At 68.1% G+C, this 18,601-nt stretch carries 13 protein-coding genes and 2 pseudogenes; 12 read left to right on the top strand and 3 right to left on the bottom strand.

Annotation, left to right across the window (positions count from 1 at the left end):
* Positions 1 to 157 precede the first annotated feature (157 nt).
* The 10 genes and pseudogenes from BRM1_RS01810 to BRM1_RS01775 all read left to right on the top strand — a co-directional run bounded on the left by BRM1_RS01810 (position 158) and on the right by BRM1_RS01775 (position 12,617).
* Positions 158 to 1,774: an acyl-CoA synthetase gene (locus tag BRM1_RS01810; protein WP_268527614.1), complete on the top strand. Its 1,617-nt coding sequence runs from the start codon at positions 158 to 160 to the stop codon at positions 1,772 to 1,774.
* Positions 1,771 to 2,343: pseudogene (locus BRM1_RS14040) on the top strand (SDR family NAD(P)-dependent oxidoreductase); the annotation flags it as partial. The gene BRM1_RS01810 and the pseudogene BRM1_RS14040, both read left to right, overlap by 4 nt.
* Positions 2,344 to 2,374: 31 nt before the next feature.
* Positions 2,375 to 2,695, top strand: coding sequence for an SDR family oxidoreductase (locus tag BRM1_RS01805; protein ID WP_202410793.1), 321 nt, complete (start codon positions 2,375 to 2,377; stop codon positions 2,693 to 2,695).
* Positions 2,629 to 3,243: pseudogene (locus BRM1_RS14035) on the top strand (acyl-CoA dehydrogenase family protein); the annotation flags it as partial. The gene BRM1_RS01805 and the pseudogene BRM1_RS14035, both read left to right, overlap by 67 nt.
* A 74-nt stretch (positions 3,244 to 3,317) precedes the next feature.
* Positions 3,318 to 3,923, top strand: coding sequence for an acyl-CoA dehydrogenase family protein (locus tag BRM1_RS01800; protein WP_268527612.1), 606 nt, complete (start codon positions 3,318 to 3,320; stop codon positions 3,921 to 3,923).
* 323 nt (positions 3,924 to 4,246) lie between these two features.
* Complete coding sequence (locus tag BRM1_RS01795) at positions 4,247 to 5,923, top strand: AMP-binding protein (protein ID WP_268527610.1); 1,677 nt, start codon at positions 4,247 to 4,249, stop codon at positions 5,921 to 5,923.
* Positions 5,924 to 6,136: 213 nt separating this feature from the next.
* On the top strand, positions 6,137 to 8,284 hold the full coding sequence (betT, locus tag BRM1_RS01790; protein ID WP_268527608.1) for a choline BCCT transporter BetT: 2,148 nt from the start codon (positions 6,137 to 6,139) through the stop codon (positions 8,282 to 8,284).
* Between the two features lie 62 nt (positions 8,285 to 8,346).
* Positions 8,347 to 9,819, top strand: a complete 1,473-nt coding sequence (locus tag BRM1_RS01785; protein ID WP_268527605.1) for an aldehyde dehydrogenase family protein — start codon at positions 8,347 to 8,349, stop codon at positions 9,817 to 9,819.
* Between the two features lie 224 nt (positions 9,820 to 10,043).
* The gene (locus tag BRM1_RS01780; protein WP_268527602.1) at positions 10,044 to 11,612 is read left to right on the top strand and encodes a GMC family oxidoreductase; all 1,569 of its coding nucleotides are present in this window, start codon (positions 10,044 to 10,046) and stop codon (positions 11,610 to 11,612) included.
* 216 nt (positions 11,613 to 11,828) lie between these two features.
* Entirely contained in the window at positions 11,829 to 12,617 is a 789-nt protein-coding gene (locus BRM1_RS01775; RefSeq protein WP_268527599.1) for an Ltp family lipoprotein, read from the top strand.
* 42 nt (positions 12,618 to 12,659) lie between these two features.
* Here BRM1_RS01775 and BRM1_RS01770 read toward each other — a convergent pair whose 3' ends face one another.
* Together BRM1_RS01770 and BRM1_RS01765 are read right to left on the bottom strand one after the other, a co-directional pair.
* Entirely contained in the window at positions 12,660 to 14,252 is a 1,593-nt protein-coding gene (locus BRM1_RS01770) for an N-acyl-D-amino-acid deacylase family protein (protein WP_268527596.1), read from the bottom strand.
* 31 nt (positions 14,253 to 14,283) lie between these two features.
* Positions 14,284 to 15,603 carry an MFS transporter gene (locus tag BRM1_RS01765; protein WP_268527594.1) on the bottom strand — a complete coding sequence of 440 codons (1,320 nt, stop codon included), beginning with the start codon at positions 15,601 to 15,603 and terminating at the stop codon, positions 14,284 to 14,286.
* Between the two features lie 89 nt (positions 15,604 to 15,692).
* Between BRM1_RS01765 and BRM1_RS01760 the strand changes: the two genes are divergently transcribed.
* Complete coding sequence (locus tag BRM1_RS01760) at positions 15,693 to 16,013, top strand: hypothetical protein (RefSeq protein WP_268527591.1); 321 nt, start codon at positions 15,693 to 15,695, stop codon at positions 16,011 to 16,013.
* A gap of 143 nt (positions 16,014 to 16,156) precedes the next feature.
* Here BRM1_RS01760 and BRM1_RS01755 read toward each other — a convergent pair whose 3' ends face one another.
* The gene (locus BRM1_RS01755) at positions 16,157 to 17,560 is read right to left on the bottom strand and encodes an aminotransferase-like domain-containing protein (protein WP_268527588.1); all 1,404 of its coding nucleotides are present in this window, start codon (positions 17,558 to 17,560) and stop codon (positions 16,157 to 16,159) included.
* Between BRM1_RS01755 and BRM1_RS01750 the strand changes: the two genes are divergently transcribed.
* On the top strand, positions 17,559 to 18,545 hold the full coding sequence (locus BRM1_RS01750; RefSeq protein ID WP_268527585.1) for a DMT family transporter: 987 nt from the start codon (positions 17,559 to 17,561) through the stop codon (positions 18,543 to 18,545). The two genes, BRM1_RS01755 and BRM1_RS01750, sit on opposite strands and share 2 nt — an antisense overlap.
* The last annotated feature ends 56 nt before the right edge of the window (positions 18,546 to 18,601 follow it).

The following is an 18,601-nucleotide window of genomic DNA, read 5'->3' as shown; positions in this document are numbered from 1 at the left end:
TCAGCGTGCCACAGTTCACACGAACAATCAATCACGTTTGCTTGTTTTGTCGAATGGCCCTAGTGTGTTGTCCACATCACACGTGGGCCGTGTTCCCCACGGTGACGGGATGGCCGCGCAGTGCCGCGCGGCCACCGCGACGACGCGAGGAGATCGCATGAGCGTTCCGCTCGGATCCTGGCCCGCCATCCACGCCCTGCGCTTCCCCGAGAGCACCGCGCTCATCGACGCGGATACCGGCGCGGCGCTCACCCACGCGGAGCTCGACGCGCTCACCACCGCTCTGGCGGCGGGCCTGCGCTCGAAGGGCGTCCTGCCCGGTGACCGGGTGGCGCTGCTCGCCCTCAATTCCGTCGAGATGCTCGCGCTCATCGTCGCGACGGCGAGGGCCGGGGCGATCGGAGTGCTCATCAACTTCCGGCTCACCGCGGAGGAGGTGCGCTACATCCTCAGCGACTCCGGGGCCGTGCTGCTCTTCGCGTCGTCCTCGCTCATGGACGTGGCGGATGCGGCCCAGCCCGATACCGGAGTCCGCGAGGTGATCGCCCTGCCCACGGCGGTGCAGCGCTCGCGCGGCCAGCGCACCGGATATCACGAGCTGGTCGACGCGGGTTCGGCCACCGCCGCGAGCACAGGTTCCGAGTCGCCGGAAGTCGATCCCGACTCCCTCGCCCTGCTCATGTACACCTCGGGTACTACGGGCCAGCCCAAGGGCGCAATCATCACCCACGCCAACCTGTTCTGGGCCTCGATCCTGCACAACTACAACGATGGAGGCTTCGACCGCTCCGATGTCTGCCTTGCCTCCGCACCGCTCTTCCACATCGGGGCCCTGGCGGTCAACACAATCGCCGCACTGTACTGGGGCGCCTCCTCCGTGGTCATGGAGTCGTTCGATCCTGGCCGGTGGGCACACCTCGTCGAGCACTACAAGGTGACAAGGGCCTTCAACGTGCCGGTCATGTGGGGAGCGATCCTCTCCTCCGGAGCTTTGGACCGCCACACGACGTCAACACTGCGGGCCTCTATGAGCGGCGGGGCCGCATGCCCCATCACGATCATCGAGGCTCTGCGGGACAAGGGGCTGAGCTTCTCCGAGGGCTACGGGCTCACGGAGACGACCGCCGGGGCCGCCATTCTGGCCGCTGCCGACGTGGTCGACCACGCCGGTTCAATCGGCCGACCGTGCATGCACGTCGACGCTGCCATCGTCGACCCGCTGGGCGAGCCGGTGCCTGTCGGCCAGGTGGGTGAGCTGGCGATGCGCGGGCCGAACATCTCCCCCGGTTACTGGCGGCGACCGGAGGCCACCGCTGAGGCCTTCCGCGACGGTTGGTTCTACAGCGGCGATCTCGCCACCGTCGATGAGGACGGCTACTACCGCATCGTCGACCGGAAGAAGGACATGGTCATCACCGGCGGTGAGAACGTCTACCCCACGGAGATCGAACAGGTCCTCTACCGCCACCCGCGGGTGAGCGAGGCCTCCGTCTACGGGCTTCCCGACGAGCAGTGGGGCGAGGCCGTCACCGCAGCCGTCGTGGTCAACGACGGCGAGGGCTCCGCCGAGGGGCCGGGTGAGCTCGTCGACGAGGCGGATCGCGCCGCACTCGCCGAGGAGCTGCGCGCCTTCGCCCGCGAGCGGCTCGCGGGCTTCAAGATCCCCAAGCGATTCGTGTTCCTGCCCGCGCTGCCGCGCACCGCGACCGGGAAGGTCCGCAAGGTCGAGCTCCGGCGAGCAGGCGGCGGCACGGGATCCGCGGTGCAGCGATGACGCCCCCGGACCGTCGGCCGCCGGTGCCCCATTCGCCGTTCCGCGCCGATGCGCTGGCCGAGCGCCGCATCCTCGTGACCGGCGGCGGCAGCGGGCTGGGCCGCGGCATGGCCGCCCACCTCGCCGCGCACGGTGCGCACGTGGTGCTCTGGGGCCGCCGGGAGTCCGCGCTCGCCGAGTCCGCCGAGCACGCCAACGCAGGAGCCGGTGCCCGGCTCGTGGCCTATCAGACCGTCGACATCCGCGACGCCGCGGGGGTCGACGCGGCCATGGCAGAGCTGTGGGCCGAACACGGGCCGCTCACCGGGCTCATCAACAATGCGGCTGCGAACTTCGTTGCCCCCACGCAGGACGTGAGCCCCAACGGCTACGAGGCGATCGCCTCCACGGTCATGGACGGAACCTACTTCACCACCCAGGCGGCCGGCCGGCGCTGGATTGCCGAGGGCCTGTCCGGCAGCGTCCTGTCCACGCTGGCGACCTGGGTGTGGACGGGGTCGGCCTACACAGTGCCCTCGGCCATGTCGAAGTCCGCGGTGCACGCGATGACGATGTCGCTGGCCGTGGAGTGGGCGAAGTACGACATCCGCCTGAACGCCATTGCCCCGGGGCCCGTTCCCCACCGACTTCACGTGGACCGTGCTGGGCGCGGACAGCAGGGCCAGGCGGCTCTCCGATGCGCAGGCCGTGCCCGCGGGGCGCACCGGGGAGATCTGGGAGCTCGGCAACCTCGCGCTCTTCCTGCTCTCCGGGGCCGCGGACTACATCACGGGCCAGACCATTGCGATCGACGGCGGCCAGATGTTCGCCGGGCCCGGCACGTTCGCCTCCCTGTCGTCCATGACGGACGGCGAATGGGAGGACGTGCGCGAAGCCGCGAAGGCCGCCACCGCCGCCTCGAAGGCCCAGCGCAGCGTGTAGCCCACAGCCCTCACCGCCGGCGCGCAGCGCCGGGAAGCCCCACGACGGCCCCGCCCCCGAAGCACCCCAATGACCCGGAGGTCCACCACATGCCCACCGAACTCGCAGAATTCCGCTCCACCGTGCGCGCCGTCTGGGAGCGCGAGGTGCTCGCCCACATCGACGAGTGGGAGGCCGACGGCTTCTTCGACGCCCACGCCCTGTTCCCCATCCTCGCCCGGCACGGGCTGCTGGGACTGAGCCACAGCGCCGAGGACGGCGGCGAGGGCGCGCCCATGGAGTACCAGATGGCGATGGCGGAGGAGCTGGGCCGCGGCAATGCGGCCGGGGTCGCGATGGCGGTGAATGTGCAGATGTACATGGCCACGCCGTCGCTGGCCCGCTTCGGCACTCCCGAGCTCAAGGAGCGCTACCTGCGCCCGGCCATCGCCGGCGAGCAGGTCGCCGCGATCGCCGTGACGGAGCCCGGAGCCGGCTCGGATGTCGCCCACCTGGCGACGAAGGCCCACCGCGACGGCGATCACTGGGTCATCTCCGGGCAGAAGATCTACATCACCAACGGCACCCAGGCCGACTGGTTCTGCATGCTCGTGCGCACCTCTGACGAGGGGGCTTCCGGGGCATGTCGCAGATCATCGTCCCGGCGGGCACGGAGGGCTTCGAGGTCGTGCGCAAGCTCGACAAGCTGGGCAACCGCGTCTCGGACACCGCGGAGCTGCGCCTCGAGGACGTGCGCGTTCCGGTGTCGAACACGATCGGCGAGGCCGGGCGCGGGTTCCAGCAGCAGATGCAGCAGTTCGTCATCGAGCGGCTCTCCGCCTGCTTCGCCGCCGTGGGCGCGTGTGAGTGGGCGCTCGGGCGCACGCGGGACTACCTGCGCACGCGCGACGTCTTCGGCGGGCCCCTCGCCCAACGCCAGTATCCGGTCTTCCGGCTGACCGAGGCATCGGCCCAGCTCGAGCTGCTGCGCGCGCTCAACGAGAAGATGGCCCTCATGCTCGACGCGGGCGAGGACATCACCCGCGAGGCAACGGCGGGCAAGCTGGCCGCAGGGCGCCTCATCCGCGAGGTCGCGGACCTGGCCGTGCAGTACCACGGCGGGATGGGCTACATGGAGGAGAACTGGACGGCGCGGTTCTACCGCGACGCCCGGCTGTCCTCGATCGGCGGCGGCGCGGACGAGGTCATGCTCCAGGTCCTCGCGCGCCTGGACGGATACGAGGTGTGACGATGGCGCCGCCCTGACCCGTCCGGTCCCGCTGTGCGCGGCCACCGCCCGCCCCCGCTGTGCCGTGCGGCAGCCGCGCAGCCGACGATCCTCCCCTCGCGCTGCGGCGCATCCCCCGGCACTCCCCTCATCCCCGCTGGCTCCGTCCCGGTGCCGCCCCCCAGACCGAGGCCCGGCCCGCACCCGAGCGGGTCCGGCCGCGCCTCATCGCCCGCCCCCGCACCCACCCATCCAAACCCGCTCATACCCGCGCATTGCCTCACGAAAGCGCGCGACAGCACCGGCACGGACAACGAGGTCCACGAGTCCCAGGAGGAAACCCTATGTTCGCCGACACCGCCCAGGTCGATCCGGTCGATCTCAATCTGGCCCGCCGGACGACGATCGGCGATGCGCTCACCCGCACCGCCGACCGCGTGCCGCATTCCATCGCCGTGGTCGATCGCGACCGCCGGATCTCCTACGCACAGCTCGAGCACGACGCCGAGGCGATCGCGCGAGGGATCATCGCCCTCGACGACGGGCCCGCGCAGGGCGAACCCTGCGCCATGCTCATGCGCAATTCCTCGGAGGTGCTCGCGGTCTACTTCGGCATCGTCAAGGCCGGCCGAGTGGCACTGCCCGTCAACGACGGCCTGACCGCGGAGGACATCGCGTGGATCCTCACGGACGCGCAGGCCACGACACTATTCGCCGACGAGGCGCTCCTGCCGCTCGTCCGCGAGGTCGCCGCGGCCGGAGCCACCCTCACGACGATCGTCGTCCACACCGAAGAAGCAGGCACGGCCGAGCCCGCAGCCGCCGAAGCGCCCGGCGGCGAGGTGCCGCAGGGGGCTGCGCGCCATGAGCTGAGGCAGCTTGTGGGCACGGAGGTCGGGCCCGAGCTGTGCCTCGCCATCGGCAGCGATGATGCGGCACAGTGCCTCTACACCTCGGGCACCACGGCCAACCCCAAGGGTGCCCTCGCGGCGCACGCGGCGGTGGTCACCGGTGCGATGTCGAACGCACTGCAGATGAGCGATGGCTGGGGCCGGGAGCCGGGCACCGTGCTCATCGTGCTGCCGCTCTTCCACGTCACCGCGCTCAACACCCTCGCCATGCCGGTGCTGTTCACCGGCGGCACGGTGGTCATCCAGCACGGGTTCGATCCGGCCGCTGTGCTCGATGCGATGGAGGCCGAGCGCATCACGATGTTCACCGGCCTGCCCATGATGTGGGCGGCGCTCATCGCCGAGAACCAGCGGCGCCCGCGCGACCTCAGCTCCATGGACACGGCCATGTACGCGATGGCGCAGATGCCCGAGCGGGTCCTGGCGGGCATGGACGAGATGATGCCGGATGCCAAGAAGGTGCTGGGCTCGGGCCAGACCGAGGTCATCCCGGCCACCACCTATCAGCGGCCCCACCACCGGCACGGCAAGAACGGCTCGTGGGGCATCCCCTCGCCCACGGTGCGCACGCAGATCATGGATCCGGACGGGAACCTGCTGCCGGTCGGCGAGGTGGGCGAGATCGTCTACCGCGGCCCGCACGTGACCCTGGGCTACTGGAACCGGCCGGATGCCAACGGCGAGGCGTTCCGCCACGGCTGGTTCCACTCCGGTGACATCGGCTACCTGGACGACGAGGGCGTCGTCTGGTTCACCGACCGGGTGAAGGACATCATCAAGACCGGGGGCGAGAACGTCTCGTCCATGAAGGTCGAGCGGGTCGTGGCGAATGCGCCGGGCGTCGTGGAGTGCTGCGTCATCGGCACCGAGCACGCCCACTGGGGCGAGGCCGTGACCGCCGTGGTGCTCAGCGACACGGTGCCGGCCCGCGGCGAGGTCGGCGACGAGGAGCGCGAGCGCGCGCAGCGGGCCACTGAGGAGGGCATCCTCGCCTACGCCCGCGAGCACCTGAGCGGGATCGAGGCGCCCAAGCGCGTCGAGTTCGTCGACGCGCTGCCGAAGACGACGACGGGCAAGATCCGCAAGAACGTGCTGCGCGGGCTGTTCTGATCGAGCGGGCCGACCGCTCGGCTGCGGGGCCCGTTCCCTGAGACGCACACGTCCCAGGAACGGGCCCCTTCTGCACCACCAGTGTGACCAATCCCCCACCGCAGCGCTCACCAGCGCTAACGCGTCCACCACCGCCCCACGCCATCCCCGCGTCGCCTCCGCTTGCTACCGTGAAGGCTCGCACCACTCCCCGGCGCCGACCCCTAGGAAGCGATGAGCAGACCCCGCGAAGCAGAGGAACCGACCACGGCGGAAGCGCCTACGCCCCCATCGAAGGCCATCGCTCCCCCACCCAATTGGCCGGTCCTTGCCATCTCCGGGGCCATGATCATCGCGATCGCCGCATGGGCGATCATCGCGCCGGAGAACGCCAACACGGTCATCACGACCATCGTGGGCTGGCTGTCGGCGAACTTCGGCTGGTACTACATCCTCACCGCGACGCTCATGGTCGTCTTCGTCATCATCATCGCCCTGTCGCGGATGGGGCGGATCAAGCTGGGCCCGGACCACTCCCGCCCGCAATTCAACCTGTTCACCTGGACGGCCATGCTGTTCGCCGCGGGCATCGGCATCGACCTCATGTTCTTCTCCGTCTCGGAGCCCGCCTCGCAGTTCCTCAGCCCGCCGGAGGGCGCGGTCGACCAGCCGCTCGACCCCTCGACGGACCCCGCTGGCCGCGCGCGCATGGCCGTGGTCTGGACGCTCTTCCACTACGGCATCACCGGTTGGGCGATGTACGCGCTCATGGGCATGGCATTCGCCTACTTCGCCTACCGCAAGGGCATGCCGCTGTCGATCCGCTCGATCCTCTACTGGGCGCTGGGCAAGCGGATCAACGGCTGGCTCGGCCACACGGTCGACATCGCCGCCGTGCTCGGCACCGTGTTCGGCATCGCCACCTCACTCGGCATCGGTGTCGTGCAGCTCAACTTCGGCCTCTACCTCATGTTCGGCATCCCCCAGGGCGTGGCCGCGCAGATCGGCCTCATCGCGCTCTCCGTCATCCTGGCCACCATCTCCACCGTCACCGGCGTGGAGAAGGGCATCCGGCGCCTGTCCGAGCTCAACGTCATCCTCGCGATCGTGCTGCTGGGCTGGGTGACGGTCACCGGCAACACGCGCTTCCTCTTCGACTCGCTCGTCACGGACATCGGCGACTACGCGGCGAACTTCCCGCACATGATGCTCAACGTCTTCCCGTTCATCCAGCCCGATGACTGGATGGCCTCGTGGACGCTGTTCTTCTGGGCGTGGTGGATCGCCTGGGCGCCGTTCGTGGGCCTCTTCCTGGCCCGCATCTCGCGCGGCCGGACCATCCGGCAGTTCGTCACCGGCGTGCTCGTGGTGCCCTTCGCCTTCATCGCGATCTTCATCTCGATCTTCGGCAACAGCGCACTGCACCGCATCCTCGGGGGCGACGTCCAATTCGCCCAGACGGCCATGGAGCAGCCCGAGAGCGCGTTCTACACCCTCCTGGAGTCCTACCCCGGGGCGTTCTTCGTCATCGGCCTGGCCACCGTCGTGGGCCTGCTCTTCTACGTGACCTCGGCGGACTCCGGGGCACTCGTGCTCGCGAACTTCACGTGCACCACGGAGGACCCCAAGCAGGACGGCCCCAAGGGCCTGCGGGTGTTCTGGGCGGTGGCGACGGGCGTGCTCACCCTGGGCATGCTCATCGTCGGCGGCGTGGCCACGCTCCAGGCGGCCACCCTCATCATCGGCCTGCCGTTCTCCGTCGTCCTCTACCTCGTCATGATCTCCCTCTACCGGGCCCTGCACCAGGAGGCCCTGCAGGCCGACGGCCGCATGGCCTCGCTGCCCACGCGCCTGGTCAGCGGCGATGGCCTGTCGTGGAAGCAGCGGCTCAAGCGCTCCACCTCGTTCCCGGCCGTGGGCGCCGTGCGCAAGTACGCGGAGTCCGTGGCCAAGCCCGCGCTGCAGGAGGTGGGCCGCGAGCTCGCGGAGTCGGGCGCGGACGTGTCCGTCGACACCGCCGAGGTGCCCTCGCTGCACCTGCCCCAGGTGTCCCTGCGCGTGGAGTTCGGCGAGGACGGCCCGTTCGTCTACCAGATCTACCCGGTGGCCGCGGAGACGCCCTCGTTCGCCATCCGCTCCCAGTCGCCGGGGGCGGACACGTACTACCGGCTGGAGGTCTTCACCGCGGACGGCTCGCGCGGCTACGACGTCTTCGGGTTCACGAAGGAGCAGCTGATCTCCGATGTCATCAGCAGCTACGAGTCCCATCTCGAGTACCTGCGAATCTCCGACGGCACGCCGGTGGACCTCACGGAGTCGCGCCAGACCATCACGACGGACTGGGCCGACGACTTCGCCTCGGAATCGGAGGAGCCATCGTGAGCCCCGCGCCCCCGCCCAGCCAGCCGAGCACCCCAACGACCTCAACCCAAAGGAGCACTGACATGCCGAACACGCTGTTCATCGACGGCGAATGGGTCTCCGCCCAGGAGGGCGGCACCCGGGACATCACCTGCCCGGCCAACGGCGACTTCGTCGCCACGGTCGACGAGGCCACGGAGGCGGATACGATCCGCGCGATCGAGGCCGCCCGCCGCGCCTTCGACTCGGAGGTGTGGTCGGCAAAGCCCACCTCGGAGCGGGCGGACCTGCTGCTCAAGGCCGGGGCCGCCATCCGCGAGCGCCGCGACGAGTTCGCCCGTGCGGAGTCCCTGGACACCGGCAAGCGCTTCGTGGAGTCCCAGCAGGACATGGACGACATCGCAGGCTGCTTCGAGTACTTCGGCAAGATCGCGGCCACGGACGCCGGGCGGATCGTCGATGCGGACTCGCAGGACGTCTTCTCCCGCATCAGCCACGAGCCGGTGGGCGTGTGCGCGCTCATCACCCCGTGGAACTTCCCGCTGCTCCAGGCCTCGTGGAAGATCGCGCCCTGCCTGGCCGCGGGCAACAGCTTCGTGCTCAAGCCCGCCGAGCTCACCCCCCACACCGCCATCCTCACGATGGCGCTCCTCGAGGAGCTGGGCCTGCCCAAGGGCGTGGGCAACCTCGTGCTGGGCTCCGGCGCCAGCGCCGGCGGTCCGCTGTCCACCCACCCGGACGTGGACATGGTCTCGTTCACCGGCGGCCTCGCCACCGGCAAGAAGATCGCGGCCAACGCCGCGCAGACCGTCAAGAAGGTCGCACTCGAACTGGGCGGCAAGAACCCCAACATCGTGTTCGCGGACGCGGACTTCGATGCCGCGGTGGACAACGCGCTCAACGCGGCGTTCGTCGATTCCGGCCAGGTCTGCTCGGCCGGTGCCCGGCTCATCGTCGAGGAGTCCATCGCGGAGCGGTTCACCGACGCCCTCGCCGAGCGCGCAGGCTCGATCCGCCTGGGCGGCCCGTTCGATGAGGCCGCGGAGAGCGGCCCCCTCATCTCCAAGGAGCACCGGGACAAGGTCACCGCCTATGTCCAGTCCGGTGTGGAGGAGGGCGCGCGCGTGCGCTGCGGCGGTCAGTGGGGGCAGGGCGAGCTCGAGTCCGGCTACTACTACGAGCCCACCGTCATCGACCAGGTGAAGCGCGGCATGTCCGTCGTCGCCGAGGAGGGCTTCGGCCCCGTCGTCACCGTCGAGACATTCACGACGGAGGACGAGGCCGTCGCGACGGCCAACGACACGATCTACGGGCTGGCCGGGGCTGTGTGGACGCAGGACGCGGGCAAGGCCCAGCGGGTTGCCAACCGGCTGCGCCACGGCACCGTGTGGATCAACGACTACCACCCCTACCTGCCGCAGGCGGAGTGGGGCGGCTTCAAGCAGTCCGGCATCGGCCGCGAGCTCGGGCCCACCGGCCTGGCCGAGTATCAGGAGGCCAAGCACATCTACCAGAACCTGCGCCCGGGCGTGACCGGGTATTTCCCCGAGCACTGAGGAACACGCCCCGCCCACGCGGGCAGCCTCGCCCAGTGGGCCGACCCGCCTGCGCGCGCATGAGCGCGGGCCGGTGGGCCGTTCCCGAGGCGCCCCGGGCCGGCGCTGGCACGCGCGGCCGGGGCGCGCCTCGGGCGCGGGAAGCACGGAATCCGCACACAGCGCACTGACATGAGCGGCCCGGCACTGCGGGCCGCGGAGCACACCGAAGAGGAAGGATCGAGATGGAGACGACGCACACGTTCGACTATGTGGTGGTGGGCGCTGGCTCGGCCGGCGCCGCCGTGGCCGCGCGCCTGAGCGAGGATCCCAGCGTGAGCGTGGGGCTGCTGGAGGCGGGTCCCACGGATACGGACAAGGACGTGATCCTCCAGCTCAACCGGTGGATGGAGCTGCTGGAGTCCGGCTACGACTGGGACTACCCCATCGAGGAGCAGGAGCACGGCAACTCGTTCATGCGCCATGCCCGCGCCAAGGTGCTGGGCGGCTGCTCCTCGCACAACTCGTGCATCGCCTTCTGGGCGCCCCAGGAGGACCTGGACGCGTGGGAGGCCCGCTACGGCGCCTCGGGCTGGGGCTCGAAGGAGACGTTCGAGCTGTTCACCAAGCTCGAGACCAACGAGGACGACGGCCCTCTGCACGGCCACGATGGGCCCGTCCACCTCATGAACGTCCCGCCCCGGGACCCGTGCGGCGTGGCGATCCTCGACGCCTGCGAGCAGGCGGGCATCCCCCGTGCCGCGTTCAACACCGGTGAGACGGTGACGCGCGGCGCGAACTTCTTCCAGATCAACCGCAGGGCCGATGGCACGCGCTCGTCGTCGTCCGTGTCCTACCTCCACCCCATCCTCGACCGGGAGAACCTCACGGTGCTGCCGGACACGTGGGCGCGCGAGATCGAGTTCGATGAGGACAACAACGCCGTGGCCGTGCACGTGGTCAACAACGCGTTCGGCACCACCCACCGGATCGAGGCGAGCCGCGAGGTCATCGTGTCCGCCGGTGCGATCGACTCCCCCAAGCTCCTCATGCTCTCCGGGATCGGGCCGGCCGAGCATCTGAAGTCCGTGGGCGTGGACGTGCGCGTGGACTCCCCCGGGGTGGGCGAGCACCTGCAGGACCACCCGGAGGGCGTCATCCAGTGGGAGGCCAAGCAGCCCATGGTCGACGAGTCAACGCAGTGGTGGGAGATCGGGATCTTCGACTCATTGGGCGTCGCGGGCTCCGACGAGGGCGTGCCGGACCTCATGATGCACTACGGCTCCGTGCCCTTCGACATGCACACGCTGCGCCAGGGGTACCCCACCTCCGACAACGCGTTCTGCCTGACCCCCAACGTCACACACGCGAAATCGCGGGGCACGGTGCGGCTGCGCTCGCGGGACTACCGCGACAAGCCCAAGGTGGATCCGCGCTACTTCACGGACCCGGACGGCTATGACATGAGGATCATGGTGGAGGGCATCAAGCGCGCCCGCGAAATCGTCTCCCAGCCGGCCATGCAGGACTGGGCCGGGCGCGAGCTCTACCCGGGCGCCGATGTGCAGACCGATGAGCAGATCGAGGACTACATTGTGCGCACGCACAACACGGTCTACCACCCCGCGGGCACCGTGCGCATGGGCGCGGCCGACGATGCGCGGTCGCCGCTCACCCCGGACCTCCGGGTCAAGGGCGTGGAGCGCCTGCGCGTGGCCGATGCCTCGGTCATGCCGCAGCTGACCGCGGTGAACCCGAATATCACGACGATGATGATCGGCGAGAAGTGCGCGCAGCTCATCAAGGAGGGCTGATGCGCTGAGGTGGGGCGGCTGCGCGATCGCGCGGCTGCGGGGTTGTGCGCCGCCCAATGACCGTGAGGGGCCGGTGACCTGCAGAGATGCAGGTTGCCGGCTCTTCGGTGTGCTGGGTGCAGTCGTTGAGAACCGCGGAGGATCGTCCGGGTCTTACGATTGTGCGAGAAGAACAGGCCCGACTGAGGGCGCACGCGACGCACGGACGGAAGTCACATGGCATACCAGTACCCGCCCGCCTCACCTGCCGGCCAGAACCCCCAGTGGCAGCAGCCCTGGCAGCCTGCCGCGCCTGCGAAGTCCTTCGTCGCCACCTGGCTGCTGAGCCTGTTCCTGGGCAGCCTCGGCATCGACCGGTTCTACCTGGGCAAGATCGGCACCGGCGTCCTCAAGCTCATCACGGGCGGTGGCTTCGGCATCTGGTCGCTCATCGACCTCATCATGACGCTGTGCGGTGCGCAGCGCGACAAGCTCGGCCGGCCGCTCGAGGGATACCAGCGCAGCCGGAAGATGGCCTGGATCGTCACCATCGTCCTGTGGCTGCTGGGCATCATCATCGGCATCATCGTCGGCTTGACCGCCGGCGCACTCGGGGCGGCTGCGTTCAAAGCCGCGGAGAACGGGAGCGATTCGTCGACGGCGCCCCAGAGCCCGGGCGCCACCGCATTCACCGGCCAGAGAACCGCAGACCCGAATGTTCCCGCGGAGTACTCTGACGCCCTGTCGAAGGCCGGGTACTACGCCGGCGACGGGCATATGAGCAAGAAGGGCCTGTACCGCCAGCTGACAAGCAAGAACGGCGAGGGCCTCTCAAAGGCAGCCGCAACCTACGCGGTCAACCATGTCGATGCCGATTGGAAGAACAACGCGCTCGAAACGGCGAAGGCCTTCAGCAAGAACCCGTCATACTCGCGGAGCACGGTGTATGACCTCCTCATCAACGAGAAAGTAGGCGGGTTCACCGAGGCCGAGGCGAAGTACGCACTCGACCACCTGGACGACTGACGTTCCGATGCGAGGCACCACCCGTTGAGTGCGCCGCGCGTGTCAGTGCGCAGCTCTGACGAACTCCCCGGCCCTGCGCCCAGTCCACTGGCCGGCTGCCACGGCACGCACGCCGTTGACGAACACCTCCTCAACGCCCTTCGGAGCGCAGGTCGGCTCCTCGAAGGTGGCCCGGTCGCGCAGCTCCTGCATGTCCAGGATGACGAGGTCGGCGATGCCGCCTTCCACAATGCGTCCGCGGTCCTTGAGTCCGAAGACCTCCGCGGGGAACGAGGTGATACGCCTGACCGCCTCAGAGAGGCCGACTAGTTTTTCATCGCGAACGTAGTGCTGGAGGAAGCGCGCGAATGAACCGTAGCCCCGCGGATGGGGCTTCCCGCCGCCGCCCACAGGGAGCCCGTCGGTACCGATCATCGTCGAAGCATCCAGCAGTCCGCGGCGCACATCGGCCTCGGCCATGACGTGCAGGATCATCGTCACCTGAAGGTTTTCGGCAATGAGCATCCGGGCGACCGCATCGACGGGGTCGAGGTGCTCCCGCGCGGCGATCGACTGCAGCGATTCCCCCTCGTAGCGGTGCGATGCCGTACTCGCGATGACGATGTTGTCCCACCCTGCCGAGCGTGCGTAGTTCTCGAACTCTGCGTGTGGATCTCGGATGTCGGCTTTGGCTCGCTCCAGAGCGGCGGGTGAGCCCAGGCGTGAGAGGAGTTGAGGGCTCCCGCCATCGTGCATCCAGGGCGGAAGCAATGCCGTGAGCATCGTGCTGGCGGCCGTGTAAGGGTACATGTCCTGCGTGACGGGCTGCCCCTGAGCGCGGCGTTCGCTCAGCAGTGCAAGGGCGTCTGGCATTTGCGAGGGCGCGTGCAGATCGGCGAACTTCAGATGGGAAACGTGGCATCTCAGCCCACCGGCCTGTGCCACGCGAAGGGTCTCTGCAATGCTGGGCAAGAGGTTTCGGCTCTCGTTCCTCATGTGGCTGGCGTAGACGGCAGTGGACGGAAGACGCGCGGCCAGCACACTGAGTTCGTCTGAGGTGGAGAACACGCCGGGCGGGTAGATGAGCCCCGAGGATAGCCCGGCCACGCCATGCTCCACAGCTTCGTCGACCAACCGCTCCATGGTGGCGAGCTCAGTGCGGCTAGGAGCACGCATCTCGTCGCCCATCGCGGCGATCCGGATCGTGTTATGGCCGATGAGGGTCGCGAAGTTCGTGACATACCCATTGCGGCCCATGACTTGGCGGTATTCCGCAATGGTCGACCACTCTAGGTCGAAGGGTGGAAAAATCCGCTTCACGAGCGTCCGGAATCCATCGCTGTGATCCCTCGAGACCGGAGCGAGGCTGAAGCCGCAGTTGCCGTTGATCTCCGTGGTCACCCCCTGCAGGATCTTGGAGGTGTCGTCTCGTGTGAGCAGTGGGCTGTTGTCGGCATGGGCGTGTGCGTCGATGAACCCGGGAGTGACGGTCTTTCCCTCTGCTTCGATTCGCTGAGCCCGCCGGACTCCGTCGAACCCACCCCGCGGGCGAATCGCAGCAATCCGCCCGCGCTCGATGAGCACGTCGACCTGGCGGTCTTCGCCTCCGGTCCCGTCGATGACGGTTCCACCGGCAATCACTATGGTTTCGGACATTGGGTGCCGTTCCCTTCTGCGAAGACGAGGCTCAATCCTGCGGTGCAGACACCACTTCCGGCTTCTGCTTCCAAAGCGTCTGCTTGAGCACTGCCAAGGCGGCTGCCGAGACCAGCAGGAGTGCCACCATCGTCATGAGGCCCCCACGGCTCGAACCGGTGGCCTGTTGCACGAAACCCATGATCGTGGGTGCAACGAAACCACCCAGGATGCCGATCGTGTTGATGAACGCAATGCCGCCCGCGGCGCCGGTGCCCCCGAACGTCTCCGTGGGCACCGCCCAGAACACGGCATACGCGCTCTGAATCATGCAGACCGCTAGGCACAGGGCCATGAACGAGATCGCGAACTGGTTCGACCACACCACCGCAGCGACCAGGCCGGCGGCGCCCACCAGCGTCGGGATGAAGGAATGCCAGAAGCGATCCCGTTTGCGATCCGAATGCCACGTCATGGCGAGTACCACCGGGATGGTGATGAGGTAGGGAACCGCCGTGACGAAGCCCAGCACGATCGGGCTCACGATTCCACTGTCGTGGAGGATCGTGGGCAGCCAGAAGCTGACCGCGTAGATCCCGCACATGATGCCGAAGTATGCGAGTGCCATGACATACACCGCGGGCGTCTTGAGCACGTCGACGAACCGTGAAGCTGCGTGACCTTCACTGGTGATAGAGAGATTGCGGTCCAACGCCACCCGTTCGCCATCATTGAGCCACGGGGCCGTGGCAGGGCGATCGGGAATGACGAACCAGAAGAGGATGCCCAGAACGAGCGCCGGAAAGCCCTGGAGGAGAAACATCCACTGCCAACCGGAGAGGCCACCGGTGTCGTGCATAAGTCCAATGATGAGCCCGGACGTCGAAGCGCCCACGATCGAACCGATCGGGCCAGCGGTCGCGAAGATGCCCATGACGAAGGCAAGACGCTTGGCGGGGAACCAATAGGTGAAGTAGAGCAGAATTCCGGGGGCAAAACCGGCCTCGAAAATGCCGAGGATGACGCGCAGCACATAGAAGGATACCGGTCCCTGAACGAAGAGCATGGCCATGGAGGCGATGCCCCAAAGCACCATGATGCGCGTGATCGTCTTTCGTGCGCCGATGCGGTGCATGAGCAGATTGCTCGGAATCTCGAGGCAGGCATACGCGATGAAGAAGATTCCCGCACCCAGGCCGAAGACAGCGTCAGTGAGATGCGGCATCTCCTGCTGCATCTGGATCTTCGCGAATCCGATGTTGGTGCGGTCCAAGTATGCGAAGACATAGCAGAGCAGGAGGAAGGGCAGTAGCCGCAGCGTGACCTTGCGGTAAAGACTCTGTTCATCAACCGAATCGACGTGCGTGGCCATGGCAGTCCTCCGGGCCTGGGTGCGAGAGCGGGGTACGCGTGTTCCCAGCGTAGTCCAATGAGACGCGCATCACGGAAGGCGTCCATGGCATGAAGAAGGCCCCGGCAGATGCCACGGAGTTCAGCGACGGCGTCACCAAGAGCACCGGTGCGGCGATCAACGCCCTCGCCCAGAACTCCGCCACCGCTATGGTCGCTGACGCGGCACCTGAGGCGATGACTCACGCACTGGCGTTCGGATCCTTCCTCACGGCGGGATTCCTGGTAGTCGGAGTCGTCGCCACGCTGTTCATCCCGAGCACCCGGCACGCCGACATCACGGCCGAAGACAGCCGTGAGAACGACGAGACCGAAACGGCGCGGAGCGAGCACGACTCGGAAGACGAACCAGCGGCGACACCCAGGAGGTGAACTGGCACATGCAGTTGCGGCGGGCGGCGGAGCAAGGCTCCTCCGCCCGCCGTCCATCGCCTACCCCAGGACGGACTCGCTCGGAGCAGGTGCCGACACCACCGATGTCGGTGCTGATGCAGCGACGATCACTGATCGAGCAGTCACCCCCCGAGGGCGGCTGCGATGATGCGGGCGGCCTCCGGGAAGGCACCGGGGTTCGGGCCTGCGTAGTTGAGCCGAAGATATCGGCCAGCGGGCTCCGCCGGGAACCACTCGTCTCCGGTAGCCACGATGACCCCCCTCGCCTCACAGTCTCGTGCCAATTGGGTGAGATCCGTGGCATCTGGCAGGCGCACCCAGAGGTTGAGGCCGCCGCTGGGCACGAACTCAAGATGCGCTGCGGGAGTGTGCTCGCGCAGCGCATCGACGAGCAGGTCACGACGGGCCGCGAGTTGACCGCGCAGACCTCGCTGGTGAGTACCCCACGCCGGTTGGGTCACGACATCGAGGGCGGCCTGCTGCAGCACTCCGCTGACGTACATCGCCTGGGCACCCGTGTCTGCGAGGATGCGGTCGCGAGCCGGGCCTCGCGCAATCAAGGCGGCGACCCTGATCGCCGGTGAGACGCTCTTGGTCAACGACCGCAGATAGACGACGTGTCCTTCATGATCACGGGCAGCCAACGGCACAGCGTCGGTGGTGATGCCGAAGTCGTGGGCCCAGTCGTCCTCGATGAGAAACGCACCGTGTTCGCGCACGACATCGAGCACCAGACCGGCACGATCAGCCGACCACTGGGCTCCCGAGGGGTTGGCATAGTTCGGCTGGCCGTAGAAGGCGCGCGCCCCGGTCCGGGAGAACACCCGGGCCAGTTCCTCGGGATCGGGGCCCTCCGGACCAGCAGGGATTGGGACCAGCTCCACACCGACCTGCGCAGCAGCGAGGATGGCACCCCAGTAGCTGGGAGACTCGATCAGCAGCGGCCGCCCAGCGCCGACGAGGCTGCGGAAAAGGGTGCTCAGTCCACTCTGGCTGCCTGGCAGAACCACGACATCGCTGGCGGCCGGTGGTGTCGACTTAGTGGGGACGTAACTGGCCAACTCGGAGGCGAACCAGGACTGCAAGTCGGGCAACCCGGCCGCCGGTGTTCGGCGCAATGCCGCCTCGCTTCGGGAGGCCCTTGCCAGCGCGGTGCGGACAAGCCGTCCGGGCAAGAGCTCCTTGTCGGGATAACCTGCGTGCAGCGCGATCACATCATTCGGCGCGGTACGCAGTGCCGGCGTCACCGTGGGCAGACGGTGCTGGGGGGTTCCGAGCGCGGCCGTCTGCCACCCGTAATCCTGGGGCAGGGCCGCGCGCGCCTCGCGCACGAAGGTGCCGACACCGGGCCGGGATTCAATCACCCCCTGTCCGGTGAGCGTGCGCAATGCCTTCTGCACTGTCACCGGGCTCGCCTCAAACCGGCTGACGAGCGCTCGCGTGGACGGCAGCCGGGCACCGGCGGGAGCCGAGGCTATCCATTCGCGCAGTGCAGACACGATCCGGTCACTGCTATTGTGAGACATGAGTATATATAGTACCGCTACTAATCAAGTTCCACTACCGCTATCAACACCCCGCGCCGGACTGTGGTGGGGATTGCTGGGCGTGACCGCGTTCTCCTTCACCGTGCCTTTCACGCGCGTGGCGGTGGAGAACGGGCACATGTCGGCCCTATTCGTCGGCTCCGGCCGCGCCGTCATCGCGGCCTTGCTCGCCGCACTTACACTCGGGCTGACACGTCAGCGACTTCCCCGTGGCACACAATGGATCCAGGTGGCCATCGTGGCGAGCGGCGCGGTAGTGGGATTTCCCCTCCTCACCTCGTTTGCGCTGATCACCGCCCCGGCCAGTCACGGTGCTGTGGTGATCGCCCTGCTGCCCGCCGCGACCGCAGTCATCGCCGTGCTGCGCACGGGAGAGCAGCCGGCGCGCTCGTTCTGGATCGCCGCCGCGCTCGGCGCGTTCGCGGCTGTCGCGTTCGCCGTCGTCCAGGGCGGGGGCTTCGGCGGGCTGCACCTCGCCGACCTGCTGCTGTTCGCCGCAGTGATCGTATGTGCAATCGGCTACGCCGAGGGTGGGCTGCTCTCCCGCTCACTCGGGTCCTGGCAGACGATTTCCTGGGGCCTCGTGCTCGCCTCCCCGCTGATGTTGGTACTCACCGGCATTGCCGTGATCCAGCAACCGCCCACCGGCTCCGCTGTTGAGTGGAGCGCATTCGCCTACCTGTGCGCGGTGAGCATGTTCCTGGGGTTCTTCGCCTGGTATCGCGGGCTGGCGATCGGGCCGATGGCGCAGGTCAGTCAGGTGCAACTGGCTCAACCGGTGATGAGCATCCTATGGTCCGGTCTGCTGTTGGGAGAGACCATCGGGTGGGCCACGGTTCTGGGAGGCATAGCGGTCATCGCCTGCGCCCTCACGGCCGTGCGCGCCCGCAACCGCGGCTCTCTGACCGCTAAAGGGCCGGGCCGCGACGCCCGTCTCCTCCGCCAGGAAGCCGAACACCCGTGACTTCCCGCCGCTCCGCCCATGCCACCACGCCAGTGGGCGCATCCTCGCAGCTGGAC

The organism is Brevibacterium sp. BRM-1, from assembly GCF_026802075.1.
GTDB classification, from domain to species: domain Bacteria; phylum Actinomycetota; class Actinomycetes; order Actinomycetales; family Brevibacteriaceae; genus Brevibacterium; species Brevibacterium rongguiense.
Note: the sequence above shows the minus strand (reverse complement) of the source record. Positions and strands in the feature narration are given on the sequence as shown.

Excerpts from the sequence above, each read along its gene's own strand:
- BRM1_RS01810 (WP_268527614.1), top strand. The coding sequence starts at position 158 with ATGAGCGTTCCGCTCGGATCCTGGCCCGCCATCCACGCCCTGCGCTTC.
- BRM1_RS01800 (WP_268527612.1), top strand. The coding sequence starts at position 3,318 with ATGTCGCAGATCATCGTCCCGGCGGGCACGGAGGGCTTCGAGGTCGTG.
- BRM1_RS01795 (WP_268527610.1), top strand. The coding sequence starts at position 4,247 with ATGTTCGCCGACACCGCCCAGGTCGATCCGGTCGATCTCAATCTGGCC.
- betT (WP_268527608.1), top strand. The coding sequence starts at position 6,137 with ATGAGCAGACCCCGCGAAGCAGAGGAACCGACCACGGCGGAAGCGCCT.
- BRM1_RS01785 (WP_268527605.1), top strand. The coding sequence starts at position 8,347 with ATGCCGAACACGCTGTTCATCGACGGCGAATGGGTCTCCGCCCAGGAG.
- BRM1_RS01780 (WP_268527602.1), top strand. The coding sequence starts at position 10,044 with ATGGAGACGACGCACACGTTCGACTATGTGGTGGTGGGCGCTGGCTCG.
- BRM1_RS01775 (WP_268527599.1), top strand. The coding sequence starts at position 11,829 with ATGGCATACCAGTACCCGCCCGCCTCACCTGCCGGCCAGAACCCCCAG.
- BRM1_RS01770 (WP_268527596.1), bottom strand. The coding sequence starts at position 14,252 with ATGTCCGAAACCATAGTGATTGCCGGTGGAACCGTCATCGACGGGACC.
- BRM1_RS01765 (WP_268527594.1), bottom strand. The coding sequence starts at position 15,603 with ATGGCCACGCACGTCGATTCGGTTGATGAACAGAGTCTTTACCGCAAG.
- BRM1_RS01760 (WP_268527591.1), top strand. The coding sequence starts at position 15,693 with ATGAAGAAGGCCCCGGCAGATGCCACGGAGTTCAGCGACGGCGTCACC.
- BRM1_RS01750 (WP_268527585.1), top strand. The coding sequence starts at position 17,559 with ATGAGTATATATAGTACCGCTACTAATCAAGTTCCACTACCGCTATCA.
- BRM1_RS01755 (WP_268527588.1), bottom strand. The coding sequence starts at position 17,560 with ATGTCTCACAATAGCAGTGACCGGATCGTGTCTGCACTGCGCGAATGG.